Annotated in this window: 16 protein-coding genes; 4 read left to right on the top strand and 12 right to left on the bottom strand. The window is 38.4% G+C overall.

From position 1 onward, the window contains the following. Positions 1–20 precede the first annotated feature (20 nt). Positions 21–725: a hypothetical protein gene (locus KHA99_RS22525; RefSeq protein WP_213119700.1), complete on the bottom strand. Its 705-nt coding sequence runs from the start codon at positions 723–725 to the stop codon at positions 21–23. A gap of 128 nt (positions 726–853) precedes the next feature. Here KHA99_RS22525 and KHA99_RS22520 point away from each other — a divergent pair, with 128 nt between their 5' ends. Continuing rightward, positions 854–1,618, top strand: coding sequence for a DUF3891 family protein (locus KHA99_RS22520; protein WP_213119699.1), 765 nt, complete (start codon positions 854–856; stop codon positions 1,616–1,618). Positions 1,619–1,783: 165 nt separating this feature from the next. Here KHA99_RS22520 and KHA99_RS22515 read toward each other — a convergent pair whose 3' ends face one another. Beyond that, positions 1,784–3,328 (bottom strand): ATP-binding protein, encoded by a 1,545-nt coding sequence (locus KHA99_RS22515; RefSeq protein ID WP_213119698.1) that lies wholly within the window; start codon positions 3,326–3,328, stop codon positions 1,784–1,786. Positions 3,329–3,499: 171 nt separating this feature from the next. Between KHA99_RS22515 and KHA99_RS22510 the strand changes: the two genes are divergently transcribed. Beyond that, a complete protein-coding gene (locus KHA99_RS22510; protein ID WP_213119697.1) occupies positions 3,500–3,679 on the top strand; it encodes an H-type small acid-soluble spore protein in 180 nt (59 codons plus the stop codon). 67 nt (positions 3,680–3,746) lie between these two features. Here KHA99_RS22510 and KHA99_RS22505 read toward each other — a convergent pair whose 3' ends face one another. Both KHA99_RS22505 and KHA99_RS22500 read right to left on the bottom strand, forming a co-directional pair. Continuing rightward, positions 3,747–4,094: a hypothetical protein gene (locus KHA99_RS22505; RefSeq protein WP_213119696.1), complete on the bottom strand. Its 348-nt coding sequence runs from the start codon at positions 4,092–4,094 to the stop codon at positions 3,747–3,749. A 98-nt stretch (positions 4,095–4,192) separates the two neighbouring features. Further along, positions 4,193–5,119 carry an alpha/beta hydrolase family protein gene (locus KHA99_RS22500; protein ID WP_213119695.1) on the bottom strand — a complete coding sequence of 309 codons (927 nt, stop codon included), beginning with the start codon at positions 5,117–5,119 and terminating at the stop codon, positions 4,193–4,195. A 339-nt stretch (positions 5,120–5,458) separates the two neighbouring features. Here KHA99_RS22500 and KHA99_RS22495 point away from each other — a divergent pair, with 339 nt between their 5' ends. Then, positions 5,459–5,899: a GNAT family N-acetyltransferase gene (locus KHA99_RS22495; RefSeq protein ID WP_213119694.1), complete on the top strand. Its 441-nt coding sequence runs from the start codon at positions 5,459–5,461 to the stop codon at positions 5,897–5,899. Between the two features lie 253 nt (positions 5,900–6,152). Here KHA99_RS22495 and KHA99_RS22490 read toward each other — a convergent pair whose 3' ends face one another. The 6 genes from KHA99_RS22490 to KHA99_RS22465 all read right to left on the bottom strand — a co-directional run bounded on the left by KHA99_RS22490 (position 6,153) and on the right by KHA99_RS22465 (position 12,290). Then, positions 6,153–7,463 (bottom strand): TRAP transporter large permease, encoded by a 1,311-nt coding sequence (locus KHA99_RS22490; RefSeq protein ID WP_213119693.1) that lies wholly within the window; start codon positions 7,461–7,463, stop codon positions 6,153–6,155. A 14-nt stretch (positions 7,464–7,477) separates the two neighbouring features. Next, positions 7,478–7,945, bottom strand: coding sequence for a TRAP transporter small permease (locus KHA99_RS22485; protein WP_213119692.1), 468 nt, complete (start codon positions 7,943–7,945; stop codon positions 7,478–7,480). Positions 7,946–8,071: 126 nt separating this feature from the next. After that, positions 8,072–9,154 (bottom strand): TRAP transporter substrate-binding protein DctP, encoded by a 1,083-nt coding sequence (dctP, locus tag KHA99_RS22480; RefSeq protein ID WP_213119691.1) that lies wholly within the window; start codon positions 9,152–9,154, stop codon positions 8,072–8,074. Between the two features lie 72 nt (positions 9,155–9,226). Then, positions 9,227–9,883: a carboxymuconolactone decarboxylase family protein gene (locus KHA99_RS22475; protein ID WP_213119690.1), complete on the bottom strand. Its 657-nt coding sequence runs from the start codon at positions 9,881–9,883 to the stop codon at positions 9,227–9,229. Between the two features lie 38 nt (positions 9,884–9,921). Further along, the gene (locus KHA99_RS22470) at positions 9,922–10,704 is read right to left on the bottom strand and encodes an enoyl-CoA hydratase/isomerase family protein (protein ID WP_213119689.1); all 783 of its coding nucleotides are present in this window, start codon (positions 10,702–10,704) and stop codon (positions 9,922–9,924) included. Between the two features lie 20 nt (positions 10,705–10,724). Further along, complete coding sequence (locus tag KHA99_RS22465; protein WP_213119688.1) at positions 10,725–12,290, bottom strand: class I adenylate-forming enzyme family protein; 1,566 nt, start codon at positions 12,288–12,290, stop codon at positions 10,725–10,727. Positions 12,291–12,442: 152 nt separating this feature from the next. Here KHA99_RS22465 and KHA99_RS22460 point away from each other — a divergent pair, with 152 nt between their 5' ends. Continuing rightward, positions 12,443–13,366 (top strand): LysR family transcriptional regulator, encoded by a 924-nt coding sequence (locus tag KHA99_RS22460; protein ID WP_213119687.1) that lies wholly within the window; start codon positions 12,443–12,445, stop codon positions 13,364–13,366. Between the two features lie 216 nt (positions 13,367–13,582). Here the strand turns inward: KHA99_RS22460 and KHA99_RS22455 are convergent, their stop codons facing one another. Continuing rightward, positions 13,583–14,347 carry an SDR family NAD(P)-dependent oxidoreductase gene (locus tag KHA99_RS22455; protein WP_213119686.1) on the bottom strand — a complete coding sequence of 255 codons (765 nt, stop codon included), beginning with the start codon at positions 14,345–14,347 and terminating at the stop codon, positions 13,583–13,585. Positions 14,348–14,597: 250 nt separating this feature from the next. Then, entirely contained in the window at positions 14,598–16,418 is a 1,821-nt protein-coding gene (locus KHA99_RS22450) for a hypothetical protein (protein WP_213119685.1), read from the bottom strand. Between the last annotated feature and the right edge of the window lie 20 nt (positions 16,419–16,438).

Below are 16,438 nucleotides of genomic sequence, written 5' to 3'. Positions count from 1 at the left end.
GAAAAAACAGCTTATATTATTTATCGATTCGGACGCTTATCCACCGGCATTTTAACTTTATAATCTGTCCTAAAAAAACTATAAATAGGCCCTGACGATTTTGAATGCACAACGGTTGTTGCGGACGCGGGATTTCCAATATTTAAGGATATCGTGACATGATCATCGTTCGGGTAATTAGGATCATAAATATTAATAGACAGACTGTTCTCATTCAAGTGATACCCATAGGCAAGAACCTGATGATTTTTTCCAAACTGAAAAGGATTGAGGGATTTTATTCTTACCAAACCAAGCGGTGATAGCTTTCCATGATCAAGATCATTTTTTATACTTGGCCATTCCTTTTTTATCATTCTCCAAGACCTTCCGTGCGGTGCAGCCCCTATTTTACTAGCCATTGTTTCATCATCCCGGAGTACAGGATTCATCAAAACTAAATATTTTATAAAACCCAAGGGCAAATTTAAACTATCAATCTGCCGGTTAACGATATAGTCAAATAACGGACCAGCGGATGGGGCTGTCGGATTAGAGGGGATTGGCATGTTTGCTTCAAAGTAGTCCATGACAGCAAAAACCATTCCGCCACAAAGGCCAAAAGATGCATCACCAATTGTAATCTGCCTACCCAAAATATCAAATTTCTTTATCGGAACATTTGGAAAGCTGTTTCCGAATTTAAATCCAGCTGAGCTTGGTCGAAACTCTGATAAGTTTGGCATGATGACTTCCCCCTATTGCATGTAAATAAATAAAAACATATAGCCGGATCGTCTACAAAATTATGCATTTCTCCGAATCCCATAAATAATTATTAAGAAAGAGCATTTCTAGAAAGGAGTGAGGGAAAATGATTATTTATGAGCAGGAAGACAGCTTTATTATGATAAAACAGGATGACCACGCCAGGATATCAGGCATATTTGCACAGTCCTGGAAAAATGATTATTTTTACGGAATGGATTTAAAAGACGAAGTGGTTCTAGCCATAAGTGAACACGATCGCGGCTGGATTGAGGCTGATGAATGGCCTTTATGGAATGACGAAAAAGACAAACCATACTCATTTATCGATCACCCCATGACGTTAAAGACTGCTATTTATAAAAAAGGAATTGATGAAGTAGAATTAATGAGCAAGTATGCCAGTCTTCTCTGCAGTTTGCATTTTGTTTCTTTTCTGCAGAACGAAGTCCATCCCCTTGCAACGGAATTTGTGACGGATGAAAGAAAAAGGCTCCAGTTCCTATTTAAGGATTTGGGAATCAAGGGAAATAAGGACATGGAAAACCTGTTCATGTATCACCTTAAAATCCTAAAGTTTTGTGATAACCTCTCCCTCTATATCTGCCTGAACGAACCTGGGGTTGAAAAAGCAGATGAGCACCCCTTTTTCCGAAACGGATTTCCGGAAGCGTTTTCATTCGCAAATGACCAACCCATCCATGCACACTGGACGGATCGGGAAACAGTTGAACTTTCACTCTCTCCTCTCTCCAAGCAGTTACAGGTTTATTTACCTTTTAAGGAAGTTAACAAAGAAGAAATAATGCTAAACGGTCTATTGAAAGCTTATGCTGAAACACAAGAAACGATTAGAAAAGTCACGTTCTGATGCACGGGGACGGTTCTCATGCCTCATTTACGCTAAAATGTGAGGCAAAAGAACCGTCCCCATGTTTCATCCAGGACTTTTATTTGCGAATTCAACTCTTTTATTTTCGCTTTTGCTTTTTATATTTGCGAATCTTTTTTTTGCAACAATTTTTTAGAAAAGATTTTAGCTTTCATGAACAATTTTGTTTTTTTGAGGACTTTCAAATGAAATAGTAAAAGTGGTGCCTTGATTCAAGTTGCTATTCACATGAATTGATCCCTTATGGTTTTGGATAATCTTATAGCTCACCATTAGCCCTAAGCCATTCCCATCTTGCTTTGTCGTAAAAAACGGCTCTCCGAGTTTTTTAATCTGTTCTGTCTCCATCCCTATTCCTTCATCCTTTATGGTGATTACTATATTTTGCGTTGTCCTTTCCAGCAAAATATATATCTTACCTCCAGAAGGCATAGCCTCGATAGAATTCTTTAGTAAATTTAATAACACTTGTTTTAATTGATTTCTTTCGCCAGAAATGATGACATCCTCTATGGGAAATTCGTATTCAATTTCCACATTTTTCAGATTTGCTTCCGGCTCAAGAAACTTAATCACACTGGTTAAGATATTATTAATATTACATTCATTATATTGAATCTGATGTGGCTTAGCAAAAATCATCAATTCACTTACAATGAAATTAATACGATCAATTTCATCAAGAATAGTGTCCGTATAGTAGTAAGGTTCTTTTCCATTTTGATTCATTAGTTGTACAAATCCCCTAATGGTTGTTAACGGGTTTCGAATTTCGTGGGCTATGCCAGCAGCCAATTCTCCAATCATCGAAAGTTTCTCGGTATTGCGTAGCGTTTCTTCTGAATTCCTTTTTTCAGTAATATCATATTGAATGGAGATATGTTTATAACGCTCTCCATTTGAATCAACAAACGGAATGATTGTTGTATCTAGCCAATATTTTGTCCCATCCTTCGCTTGATTAAGAATTTCGCCCTTCCATACATTTCCACTTTCAATTGTTTCCCATATTTCATGGAAGAAAGCTGGCGGATGAAAGTGAGAAGAGTATATATCGTGTGTTTTCCCTATTAATTCTTCTATTGTATATTGATATAAATTGCAAAATTTATCATTTGCATATAAGATTTTATCTTCGTGGTCAGATATTGCAAAAATGGTCGCTTCATTTAAGGCCCTCTCTAAATCTGCATACTCTCTAAGTGTCATTTTTAAATCCTCTTTCGACTCATCTAAGGCAATTTTAATGTCTGACATCTCCACAGAGTAAATATTCAATAGAGTTTTGGAAATAAGCTGGAATAAATATTCAATTATTTTTATCACTTCAAAGTAGTTTTTTATGGAAATCCGCTCATGAAGCACTTCTAGTTCAAGCAAATCGATAATTGAATATCGAGTTAAGTACAAGAAATGGATAGATTGATCCAACGAAGCTTTAGATTTTATTAATTGAAGACCAAAGACTTCCACAAATTTTACAAAGTTCATTTTGTGTTCTTCAGTCTGGCTAATTAAGAACTCTCCTATATGAATGAATAAGTTTTCCACTGAATGGCTTGGAAAATCCAATTCCTCAAATATGGGGTTGAAGAAATTATCTTGTCCAAATGGTGATTCGATTCTTTGAAAAATTTCCCCACTCAATTCTTTTATCTTTGAACCAATATACTCGTAATGTTTGCTCATCTTATCCCTCATAAAAAAGTAATATTATACTTAAATATTAGACACAATTTTACTAAATTCCTCTTTTCGAAAAAATTTCGACAGGTGATGGCATTGCTTTTTTAATTTGTGCTTGGTTTATTTTCTTATAATGTTATGGCTTTTTGGAAAAATAACATGGAGGTGATGGAAATGGATCTAAATAGAGCCAAGGAAATATTGGCAGCAGAAAATGAAATAGCGGTTCAGTACAACGGTATTCCAGTTTGGATTGAAAGCATTGAAGACACTTCGAGTATGGCGTTAGTTTCCCAAAGAGGGACCCATGATGAAAAGCGGCTGGTTTCAATTGATGGTTTGGCGGAGAAATGAAAAGAATGTTAAGTGAAAGGCTGAATCGTAATGGCGATACAGCCTTTTTATTAGAGGAACGGTTTTACTACTTTCGCAGACCCACGAATTTTTCATGCTCTTCTTTTATCAGAAGAATGAATTGCTCCCTTTCCAAATCCATACTAATAATTTTTTTAACATTAGTTTCGTTGCTTAAAAAGCGCTTCACTTTTCGGTTGTTATAAATAATATATTGGTATCGATAATCTTTTTCTAGCTCTGAAAACCAAGCTTCGTCTTTTAACCGGATCATGTTCTTTTCAAACTTGGCGGTGGGGTTGGGGATTAAATGTTCAATAATTTTGCCTGCAATATCTATTAATAAGTCAATGATGAGAATAACTCTCCCCCCTCCGAAAAACTCAACTACTCCCAAGCTTCTATATTTTACCATACAAACCAAAAGACCGTACATGCAGAAACATGTCGGTCTGATATTCGGCAGATTCCTTAAAGGACCATAAAATGATGCATGAGAACCGTCCCCATGCCTCAAACTGAGTGGATCCAATCGGCGATATCTTTGAAAACTTGGCTGTCTACTTTCTGGGCAACCTTGTACTCTTTTTGGACTTTTAGGATATTACCATAGATAGCTGGCATAAATAGGTGATTTAGGTTTGGGTATAGTTTAAATGTTACATTAGGCTTTTGATCCAATTGCTTTTTGTAAGCTTCAAAATCATCTTCTACGGTTGATTGAACATCTTTTTCGCCTTGCATGATTAAAACCGGTTTATCCAAGTCCTTAAGATAATCAATGGCTGGGTGTTCACCCATTTCTTTAAGATAATAAGCTTTAACGTGTTTCCCTAAAACGGGTGTTGATTTTGCCTCTTCATCTGTTAGGTTGTAAATGTTATCAAACTTAGATGATAAAGCGGCTACCTGCTTTTTTGCAATGAATCTTATAACCCTGTTCAACGACTTTAATGCAAGGTCATTTTGTGTCATCATGATTTCTTCTAATTTTCGTGGTGATCCAGCCATAATGATAATGCCGGCAAAATTTCCGCCTTCCGCGTCAATTCTTGGTGCTAACATCCCCCCCATACTATGGCCGATGATAAATATTTTATTAGAATCAATCCGTGGATCATTTCGTAACAAATCAGCAGCGAGTATGGCATCTTCAATGGTTTCTTCTCTAACAGACAAACCATTATCGTTTTTCAACTCTTTACCGTAAACGAAGGTTCTCTTGTCATAGCGAAGGACGGCAATTCCTCTTTCCAACAAACCTTCGGCAAATTCTTTAAAAATATAATTATTTCCTACTTTGCCGTCCATATTACTTGGGCCGGAACCGTGCACCAAGATCACCGCTGGAATGGTACCATTCCTCTCTTCAGGAATGGTCAACATCCCATTAAGCGGGTACTTTGTTCCTTCGCCAACCACAATTTTTTCTTCAACCATTTTATGTCCCTCCACCATTTATCTCAATTTAATCACTAGGCATTTTTGTTTTAAAAGATAGTTCGTTTGGCCCATTGCACAACACAGGATTATTTTACCATAAAATTAAGATTTTGTTAGATTGTTAGAAGAAATTAAACAAAGACTTGTACGGCATGCGCGGTATTCGAACTTGAGTTGTGATTGGCTGCCAAAGTCCTTTATATGTACTTTTTTAATATCCCTTTCTTCGAAGGTGTGCTTATATAAAAATTATATACAACTTTTACCTAATAATTTATAATTTTCCTAATAGATTTGGAATTTATTTTTTAAAACTAAAAGGAGAATAAAACACACATGTCTATTTCATTGCGACCGATAACTAACGAAAATTGGGAAGATTGCATTGAGTTGCAGGTTGCCCCCCATCAGCAGACCTTTATTGCCTCAAATTTATATTCACTGGCAGAGTCTAAATTTGAGCAATCCTTTGTACCGATGGGAATTTATTTAGATGATCGGATGATAGGATTTCTGATGTACGGCAAGGACCCCGAGGATGGCACCTATTGGATTATTCGCTTTATGATTGACCAGTCCTTCCAAGGAAAGGGTCATGGCCGAGCAGCTTTATCGCAAGCCATAACTTATCTTGCAAAGCTCGATGACTGCAGCGACTCCATCATCCTCGGCGTAAAAGAAGAAAATACAGACGCCAATCGATTTTACCAAGCATTAGGGTTTCATGATACCGGGCGTAGGGAACATGGAGAAATATTGTTAGAATATGTGTGGTGAGACATGGAATGAAACATGAGGACGGTTTTCATGCTTCATTTACCTCTGCCAATAACCTTCAAATATCAAATAAAGTGATGGCTCAAGTCGGAAATTCCATTGAATGGATTGTTACGTAGTTTAAAATTCTGTCTTCCAGTTTGAAAAATATTAGAAAAGTAGAGTAGTCCATTTTTTGAACGGACTACTCTACTTAAAAAGATAGTCTAACATTAAGGTCAAACTGAATATATTGAGGCTGTTGTTTGATTCTTTATGACCTCATCGTATTAGGCAAGAAAAGCGCAATTTCAGGAAAAATATAAATCAAGATTATAAGAAGTAAAATTGGAATCATGAAAATCAATGCGCCCTTGAATATATCAACCAATTCTAAATCATCTGAAACACCTTTTAGTACGAAACAATTCATCCCTACAGGTGGGGAAATTAAGGCCATTTCTACTACAAGGACAATGATGACTCCAAACCAAACTAAATCAAATCCTGCCATTTTGAGAACTGGCATAAGAATAGGAATAGTTACCACCATCATTGCAAGAGTATCCATTAGCGCTCCCAAAATAATGTACATTATGATGATTAATATAAAAATCATTGTTGGTGTTAGATTCTTATCAAATAGGAAATCAGCCAATAAAATAGGAAGACGAGTAATAACCAAAACATAGTTTAAAATAAATGCGCCCATTAAAATAGCAAACATAAATCCTGTTGTTTTTATCGTACTGAAAATAGCCTCAGCAAATTTATGAAATGTTAGTTTTTTCCTTATTAAACCAATAATAAATGCACCAAAAGCACCCACCCCTGCTGCTTCAGTTGCAGTAAATAATCCGAGATACAGGCCGCCAATAACTATTAAAAACATTATGATAATACTAATATTTGACTTTAAAGAAATAAATCGCTCTTTCCAGCTAACACTTACATCTACAGTATTTGATACCAAACTCGGCTTCACGATGACGCTAATGACAATTGTTAGCATAAAGAAAATAGTCAACAATATACCAGGAATAACACCGGCTGTTAAAAGGGCACCTATGGATTGTTCTGTAATCATTCCATAAATGATAAACGTGGTACTAGGGGGAATTAAAATACCCAATGCGCCGCCTGCCACAATGGACCCACCGGTTAAACTTTTACTGTATCCTGCTTTTAACATTTCCTTGGAAGCAATGACTCCCATTGTTCCTGTATTTGCGACACTCGAACCGGAGGCAGCCGCAAACATAGCCGAAGAACCAATCGTTGCTAGTCCGAGTCCACCTTTAAACTTTCCAAACCATTTTCGAAATGTATCAAACAATTCTTCACTTATACCAGCTGTATATAAAAACTGCCCCATCAATACAAATAAAGGGATCGTCGAAAGAGTATAGCTATAACTCTGATACCATACGATACTATCAATTGATGTCATGAGGGTATTCCATCCCTTTAGATAAATGATAGCTAATGCTGCAGGAATTGCCATAGCAATAGCAATCGGGATTCGCATGAACATTAGAATAAAAACTGAAATAATAACGATTACTCCAACCACTTCCACTGACATTTTCTCACTCCTCCTTATGAAAAGCTACGAACTGATTTCATTAACCTTAAAAGGGCTTCTAATCCCCAACCGCTAAAACCGATTATGATGAAAATCTTAAAAGGATAAAAGGGGATTTTTAATAGATCAGAAGCCTGTAAAAAGTTCATTCTTGAAATAAAAACCCAACATATTAAGAAACAAAACAAGAGCATTAATAATTGGGAAATAAAGTTTACTGTAGCTTGGATACGGGGAGGAAGTTTATCTACAATTAGCCCAATTGAAATATGCGAATCAGATTGTTCAGTTAATGCAAGTGAACCCATAATGAGTAAGACCATCGTAAACTGAACTAACTCAATATCTCCAATAACAGGATGTCCTGAGGTTCTGGAGATGGAAAAATACGTAACTGCTAACATCATGAGAGTAAGAGTAAAAAAAGATACCCATTTATTGATGTTGGTGATGAATTGTATAACCTTCATTAAAAGCTGCATGACTCTACCTTCTTTCATTAGAAATTCAGAAAAGAAGAAGGATCTTTTGAATAGAAAACTGCGTTATTCAAAAGATCCTATTCCAATTGTTTCAAACCAACAAAATGGTACGTTTTATCTTAAAAGTTAAAAAGGAAGTTCAACGCCCTCTTTTTCGATTAATTTTTCAAATTCCTTTAATATTTCGTCACCAGGATATCCCTTTTTATTTGCCTCTTCCGCCCAGTGATTCCATATTTTCTCGCTAGGTTTTTTAAAAGCCTTTAATTCCTCACTACTTAATGTAGTCACCTGACCGCCCTTGCTTTTTACTTTCTCACCATATTCTTTCATGGCTGCATCAGCTTGGCTTTTGTACATTTCCCCAGTCATTTCACCTAACTTGGGTCCTAATTCTTCAACAAATTGCTGCTTTAGATCATCAGGGAGTTTATTAAGAGCTTCCGTGTTCATTAAAAACAAGAGCGTAGTGGCACCTAAGTCAATTTTTGTTAAATACGGGGCAACTTCATATAATTTAAGTCCTACGGCACCAACTGATGTATAGGTTGTTTGGTTAACAGTATTCTTTTCTAACGACTCATAAATTTGTTCAAGCCCTAGGGATACTGGTACGCCACCCCAGCCTTTAACAGTTTCGATTCTTTCTGATCCTTGAGCAATAATTTTCTGCTCCTTGACATCTTTAATGGATTTAACGGGTTCCTTACTATACAGCTGATAAGAGTCCGTAGAGGATATTGACAAAAGAGTGGACTCCTTAAATGCGTCTTTCATATACTTGTCGCTAAGTTGTCCCAAAACATCTGCCTTAACCTTTGGATCAGTAATCCCAAATGGTAAATCACCGATGGTTAATGGGTAAAGATTACTGTCAAGATGAAGACCCGGGCTTACATACCCAATATCATAAACGCCGCCCTTTATATCATCATAAGCAGTGGCCAAAGTTCCAAGAGCCCCACTATTATAAATTTCAATCTTTATTTTTCCATTTGTTTCTTTTTCTACGAGATCAGCCCAAGGCTTTACAACATCCGTATGAAATTTATGGGTGGCTGGAATTTGCACGTTAAAGCTTAGTTTGTATACTTTCTTATCTCCGGAGGTTTCTTTTGAACCTGCTTCATTTGCTGACTTCCCGCACCCCAGTAAACCAATTGAGATAATGAGTATTATGGTAATCAAAATAGTAAATTTTTTGGACACGAGGCTTCCTCCCTTTTCATTCGAACATGTGCAAATTAAATTATTAATCGATGACAAATCTTCAAACTAGTTTTATTCATCAAACGCATTTAATGCATTTACACCATGTGCCAAAGCAGAACCAGCCTTTAATGCTGTTGCTACCATAATAGCTTCAGCCACTTCTTCCTTACTCGCTTTCGACCTCTTTGCTCCTTTAATATGGATATCAATACAATATGGGCAGCCTGTGGTATGAGCAACAGCAACGGCTATTAGTTCCTTTTCCTTTACACTTAGCAATCCGGATTTTAATGCTTTTTTATCAAAATCTACAAATGAAGCAAAAATGTCGCCATTAAGAGTAGAAAACTCTTTTAATCTATTAAAATATGATTTCTTAAACAACTCTTCATCATCTACATTGTCATAACTATTTAGTGCGTTTACACCATGTGCAAGCGCCGAACCCGCTTTTAATGCAGTTGCTACCATAATAGACTCAGCCATTTCCTCTTTTGTTGTTCCCTGGGATTTCGCTTTTTGTACATGTACATCAATGCAATAGGGACATCCTGTGGTATGAGCAACAGCTATAGCTATTAGTTCTTTCAATTTTGAATTTAGCTGTCCACCTTTTAAAGCAAGGTAATCAAATCTGACAAATGCCTTAAAAGTATCAGGAACTAAGTCACTAAATTCTCCAAGACGTGAAAAATATGATTTTTGGTATAAACTATCATTACTCATTTTTTATTTCCTCCTTAAGTTATCTTTAAAAAATCTGCTTATTTTCTTTTGCTAGAAACAAATTTATCTATTTCTTCTCGAGCTTCCCCATATAGCATCATTTGTTCTTGGAGTTCCGGCTCATAAAAGAGAAGATTTTCAAATCTTGGGGTTGCTGCATTGACGATTTTTTTGGTTAATCGAATAGGCGAAAATGGACTTCTGCTCAACTTGCCTATTAATTCTTCTGTTGCAGCCGTTAATTCTTGTAATGGAACTACTTTATTTACTAATCCAATTTTTAAAGCTTCTGATGCATCAATTGCCTCACATAACATAATAAATTCCTTCGCCTTAGCGGGGCCAATCAGATTGACCAATCGAGGAGTCCCCCCTCCAGAGAAGAACAATCCGCGTTCGACCTCAGGAAGACAGGCTGTTGCATTGTCTGCCATAATCCGAAAATCACAGACCATGGCAAGAGCTAGACCAGCGCCATACATGGGACCATTTATCGCCGCAATGGTAATTTGATCGAGTGCATCAAACTTTCTTAAGAACTCATGTCTTGTGATTTGATCTTCCCTTATGAATGAAGAGCTAAAAGAATTACTCTCAATTCCTTGTAAAACCTCATTCATATCGGCACCAGCCGAAAATGTCTTACCATTGCCAGTGAATACGATAAATTTATAATCTGTATCTTTACGAACCTCAGTAATGATGTCGTCAAGTTCTTCGTTCATTTGTTTATTCATAGCATTCGCTTTATCAGGTCGATTGAAAGTAACCTTTAGAACTGGTTTTCTCCATTCTACCGATATAGTTTGATAGTCTTTCAATTCATCCTCCCCCTTCAAATTTAAATTCTTCTATCAGCAAATTCCCAGTATGGTTCACGTAACACTTTTTTATCAACTTTACCGTAATTTGTTAAAGGGAATTCCTCTACAATTTGAATAGACTTTGGCACCTTATATTTTGAGAGATTAGTTTTGCAATATTGCATTACATTTTCAACATTCAATTGGTTGTTTTTAGGGATAATAAAGGCGGTAACCGCTTCTCCCCAATCCTTATCTGGAACTCCAATAACAGCTACCTGACGGACATCTGGGTGCTTTTGAATGACATTTTCTACCTCTGAAGAATATACATTCATGCCACCACTGATGATCATATCTTTTTTCCGATCCAATAGATAAAGGTAGCCCTTTTCATCCATAACTCCAACGTCTCCGGTGTGCAGCCAGCCATCTTTCAATGTTTCGGCTGTTTTCTCAGGTAATTTGTGATATCCAATCATATTTGTCAGCGCTTTCACAGTGATTTCACCTTCAACACCACGACTTACTTCAAGTCCATTTTCATCGACAATTTTAATTCTGCTCATGATCGTTGATTTACCGCAGCTTTGTAATATTTTTGTATCTTCGCCGTCGATGCGATGATCATACTTTTTCATCCAAGTGGCAGCACTTTGAGTTTCAGTTAATCCATAAATTTGAAGAAATACCTGGCCGAACATCTCCAACCCTTGCCTCAATCGGGCGGCAGTAATTGGTGCAGTCCCATATTGAATGGTTCGAATGGAACTAACGTCAATTTCCTTGTCTTCCATAAAATCAAATAACCGATAGAGTGTTGTTGGAACAGCACTTAGAAACGTAATCTTATTTTTTTCAATATGTTGAAGGACGTTTTCCGTATCAAATTTACTTTCAATATAAATTTGAGCCCCTTTCACCAAACCAGCGTACAAATAAAGTCCTGCAGCGTGAGGAAGTGGTGTGGTCAATAGGATTTTTTCATCCTCTCTCATATTTGTTTCAAGAATGATGGATAGAAATGTAAGAACTGTTCCCTGATGAGTGTGCACTACTCCTTTTGGCTTTCCGGTGGTACCACCGGTATAGAGGATTAATGATAGATCAGTAGGTTTAGTAGAAATCCCTAACAAGGCTTCCGATTCTTTTTCTTGAAAGGATTCCCATGAGATAAATTGATCTGGTAATTTTTCCTTACTGCCAACTCCTATGATCGTTTTAAGGTTAGGTAATTCCAATTGTATATTCTTGATTATTGGAAAGAATTGTTCCTCAACGATTAGAACTTCCGAATCCGAGTCGTTTAAAATATAAAGAATATCATTCTCTCTGAGCATATTGTTAAGTGGGACTTTTGTTCCTCCAGCAAAAAAGATTCCTAATTCACTTACGAGATATTCTGGCGTGTTAGATAGTAGCAGCGCCACTCTTGTGTTATTTTTAACTCCGCACCTAATCAAACCATGAGCGACTCTATTGGCTTGATTATGTAGTTCACGATATGTGAGTGATTGTGAATGAAAATGTACCGCTGTTCGATCAGCATGATTTACAAACAAATTGTTTAATAAATCGTTTACAGTTTGAATGGAAAAATCCAATTTACTCCTCCCCCTTTGTTTAATTGTTTGAAAATTTGAATAATATTTAATTCTTAGTAAAAGGGTACCATTTTACATAGTTACGGGTCTAATACATGTTATAATCGTTTTAATATTTAAAAAATATTATTCTGAAAATAAAAGAGGATTTTATGGAGTTAAGACATTTACATTATTTTATTGCCGTTGCGGAAGAACTTCATTTTGGCAGAGCTGCTCAACGTCTAAATATGAGCCAACCGCCCCTTAGTCAGCAAATTGCACAATTAGAGAAAGAATTAGAGGTTGAATTATTTAAACGGACAAAACGCCATACAGAATTAACACCTGCTGGAAAGTATTTTTTAGAACAAGCTTATGAAATCTTAAATAAAATTGAAAAAACCAGTATGGATGTTCGAAAAATATACCAAGGTGAAAAAGGCCAATTATATATCGGATACACAGGAATCCTAAGTAAGTTACTATTACAATTAATTCGTACCTATCGTTCAAGATATCCAAAAGTTGAGGTAGTTTTACAACATTTGTCTTCTGCCAATCAGATTCGCTCTTTATACGAAAATAAGATAAAACTCGGTTTTGTTTGTCCGCCAATTGAAAGCAGTACATTGAATTCAAGATTAGTCGGCTATGCACCATTTGTAGTGGCCATTCCTTCAACTCACCCCCTTGCAAGGGATACATCACCATTAAGTCTGAAAGAATTGGAAAGTGAACCCTTCATCATGGCTCATCGAAAAAACGAACCGGGCTATTATGATACAATCATTTCTATTTGCAATCGTGCCGGGTTTAGCCCTAAGGTTGTCCAGGAAGCAGAAGGCATTTTCACCATTCTAACCCTTGTCTCAACAGGGATGGGATTATCGCTTGTTACCAATTTAACACTCGAATATGGGAACTCTGGCATTGTTTTTAGACCTATTTTAGATGACAATGCAAAAATGGACCTTTCTTTGGTATGGAGAAAAAATGAGGACTCGCCATTAGTAACCACTTTTCTTGATGTATTTGATGAAATGTTCAAGAACAATTCTAATTTAAATGTGGAGTTTGACTATCAGCAGGGATAACTTGGAGGTATTCAATTTAGGATTATAATTGGGGACATATCAATAAAACTACAGTTTTTAAAGTGACACACTATATTTATTGTATAGATTAACAATTCTAACAAAATCAAAAAAACCCATCATCGGTAAGGTATTCAGGCGGAGCCAAGAGGACGGTTCTGCCAGCATAAAAAAGCCAGGAGAAAGGTCCCCTGGCGTGTCTTTTTGCCATATGCATTAAAGCCCTAAAGCTGTCCAACCTCCGTCAGCTTTTAAGGTTTCACCTGTAATATAAGATGAAGCATCAGAGGCTAAGAAAATAGCTGACCCTATTAATTCATCAGGCATTCCTAATCGATTTAGTGGTGTTCTTGCCTCCACCTTTTGGGCAAACTCAGTTCGTTGATCCTTAATGGCCTTTACCAAAGGGGTTTCAATATATGCAGGTGCAATCCCATTTACCCTTATGCCATGAGGAGCCCATTCAACCGCCAATACCTTGGTCAGCATATTCACGCCGCCCTTACTAGCACAATAAGCTATTGACCCAGTAAGCGCCGTTTCCCCTCCAACGGAGGAAACATTTATGATGGTTCCTTTCTTTTGCTTAATCATTTGACGGCCGACTGCCTGGGCGAATAAAAATACACCTGTTAAATTAACACCGATAACCTTATTCCAATCATTTAGGTCATATTCTTCTGCCGGCCTTTTCGCGGTTATTCCAGCATTGTTAATTAGTACGTCAATTTGGTGGAATTTTTTAACTGCCTCATCTACTACATTTTGAATGTCTTTAGGATTCGAAACATCACACGGAATAACTAAGGCCTCCACTCCTTTTTGTTCAATCTCTTTTGCAACTTCATCCAACTCAACTTTTGTGCGGCTGCAGAGAACAACGTGGCTGCCAGCTTCAGCCAAACCTACAGCTATTGCTTTACCAATCCCTTTACTAGCCCCTGTAACAATACTTACTTTTCCGGTTAAATCAAATAACATGTAAATTCCCTGCTTCCGATTTTTTATTAATCTAGTAAAATCTGATTCGAAATAATGGTTCTCTGAATCTGGTTTGTTCATGCATAGATTTATTATTAATATTATTCGTTATTCGACACATGGTATAGAAATCCTTTTACATTCGGCTATGATAATATCTTTTTTTGATTTTTTACTTCTTTGAAAAAATATAAAGATTCCGCCGTTCCAGGAGCCTCCAGAACCTTCCGCCTGACCTATCACGAAGCCATTAGAACTGCTCCCCTGGCTCTGCCACATCAAACCTAAGACCAATTCCTCCTTCACCATGCCCAACGCTTTTGCGGCGTCCAATCCAGAGGTAGGGCTCGCCGTTTATCCACCGGGCATATTGGTATGCCCTGCTGACCTTGATTCCTTCTCGTGGAACCTCTTCCTCCTTGATAATCAGCGGATCGGCGGCAAGTATCTTACCGATTGGCTGGATTAGTTGGCCACTTTCGGGATGGAGGACTGTACCGCGCTTAAGCCCAATCGTTCTGGCTTCCTCGGTAGATCCTGGCGGTCGAACTGGAACGAATGGCACCCAATGATCTGGTACAACCGTACTTACCCGATACTCCAACGGACCGGAACGAGTTGCAGTCACACCAGAAGACTTGATCTCCTTTTGCATCTCCTTCCGGCGGAGCACGTCCTGGTAGTCCTCGTGTCGATTAAGCGGCAGACCTGCAGGACTTTCAACGACCATCTCGACTCCCCATGCCATATTAGCAGTCTCATCCCTTAACAGATGCACCTCTTCCAACGGGGACCCCTCAAGGCTTGGTCCAAGCACTGGAGGCAGGAAGAATAGATTAAGAGGATCATTAGGAACCGACAAATTGCCGCGAGTATCCTGTGAGAGCTGGAACATGCGCCAAGGCTTGCCAGCAGGTTCGGTTTTGCTGACCGGATCGATCAGTGCCTCTTCACCGAACGTATTCCAAACTCGAACAGAGGAAATCTGACAGATGGATCCAACGTCCAAATCCATTGGAATCAAAAAGAAATCGTTACTATAGACCAACATGAACTCCATCATGAGCATTCGCACGAGATCATCAGGCGGACTGTCAATCGCGCCGATATTAACATTGGCATTCTCGAATTCCCACCAACGGGAAGACGGCATCCCAGGGAAGCTTACTTGAGTAGGCAGAACTGACTTATTGATCGTTTTGACGGATGGAGACCATCCTGGGACGGACAAGTAAGCTTGATGATCAACGGAGAATGAATACCAGTCAAGACGTCCTCCCCAGTATTCCGGTGCTACAATAACAAGTTGGCCGTTCGGAACCCCTGGTGAGGCGGATATCGCCGCTGCAGTGGCAAAGTCGTATTCCATTCTCTCCTCTTTCCACGTATCAGCAGGCTGGGATGGATCTGGCCGGCTGACTATAGATTCATACCAAGAAAGCCATTCCGTCGCCAGTTTTATCACCTGAGGCTGGTCTGCTGGATCGATAATCGGCTGAGCAGGAAGCTTCTTCAGGACTCCCGTACTGGTATCCATCCCTTTTTTCATATCTGTGTACAACCTGCTACCGTTGACCGTACGCCTTGCGAACACATCATGATAGCGGATGCTTTCCCCATCCATTCTGTGCCGCTGTTCTGGGGTCAAGGGATCGAGAGGATATGCATCGAGATACTTCGTTCGGTATCTCATACTCAGTGTATCGCCAAGCAAGCGTAAAAAATGAAGGCCTGATTCAACCTGATTTCGGAAGTGTTCAGTGGGTGGAACGGTTCCGTTCTCTCGCTCCACCATTGTCTCCAGTGGCAGCAGCGTACTGTCGTAAGGCAGCGCATCAGTTTTAATTGGAAGCGGCTGCGGTCTTCCTGGAGAAAACATGCTTAACTGACTTTGCTCGGCTTGCAACTGAACAGCCACCGGGGAGCCGTTATCCTCACCTTGAAATTCGCCAAACTGCCACTGACGGGCGAGCATCCACAAAGGATCATAAACCCTGGCCTGCAGACTTGCCTGTATAGCTTCACTACGGGTCCGCGGCTCGAGACGGGTCCAAGTTGTAATTGAGGGCATCTTATTCTCCTTTCACATTC

It is taken from the genome of Neobacillus rhizophilus (assembly GCF_018343535.1).
Taxonomy (GTDB): Bacteria; Bacillota; Bacilli; order Bacillales; family Cytobacillaceae; genus Neobacillus; species Neobacillus rhizophilus.
Note: the sequence above shows the minus strand (reverse complement) of the source record. Positions and strands in the feature narration are given on the sequence as shown.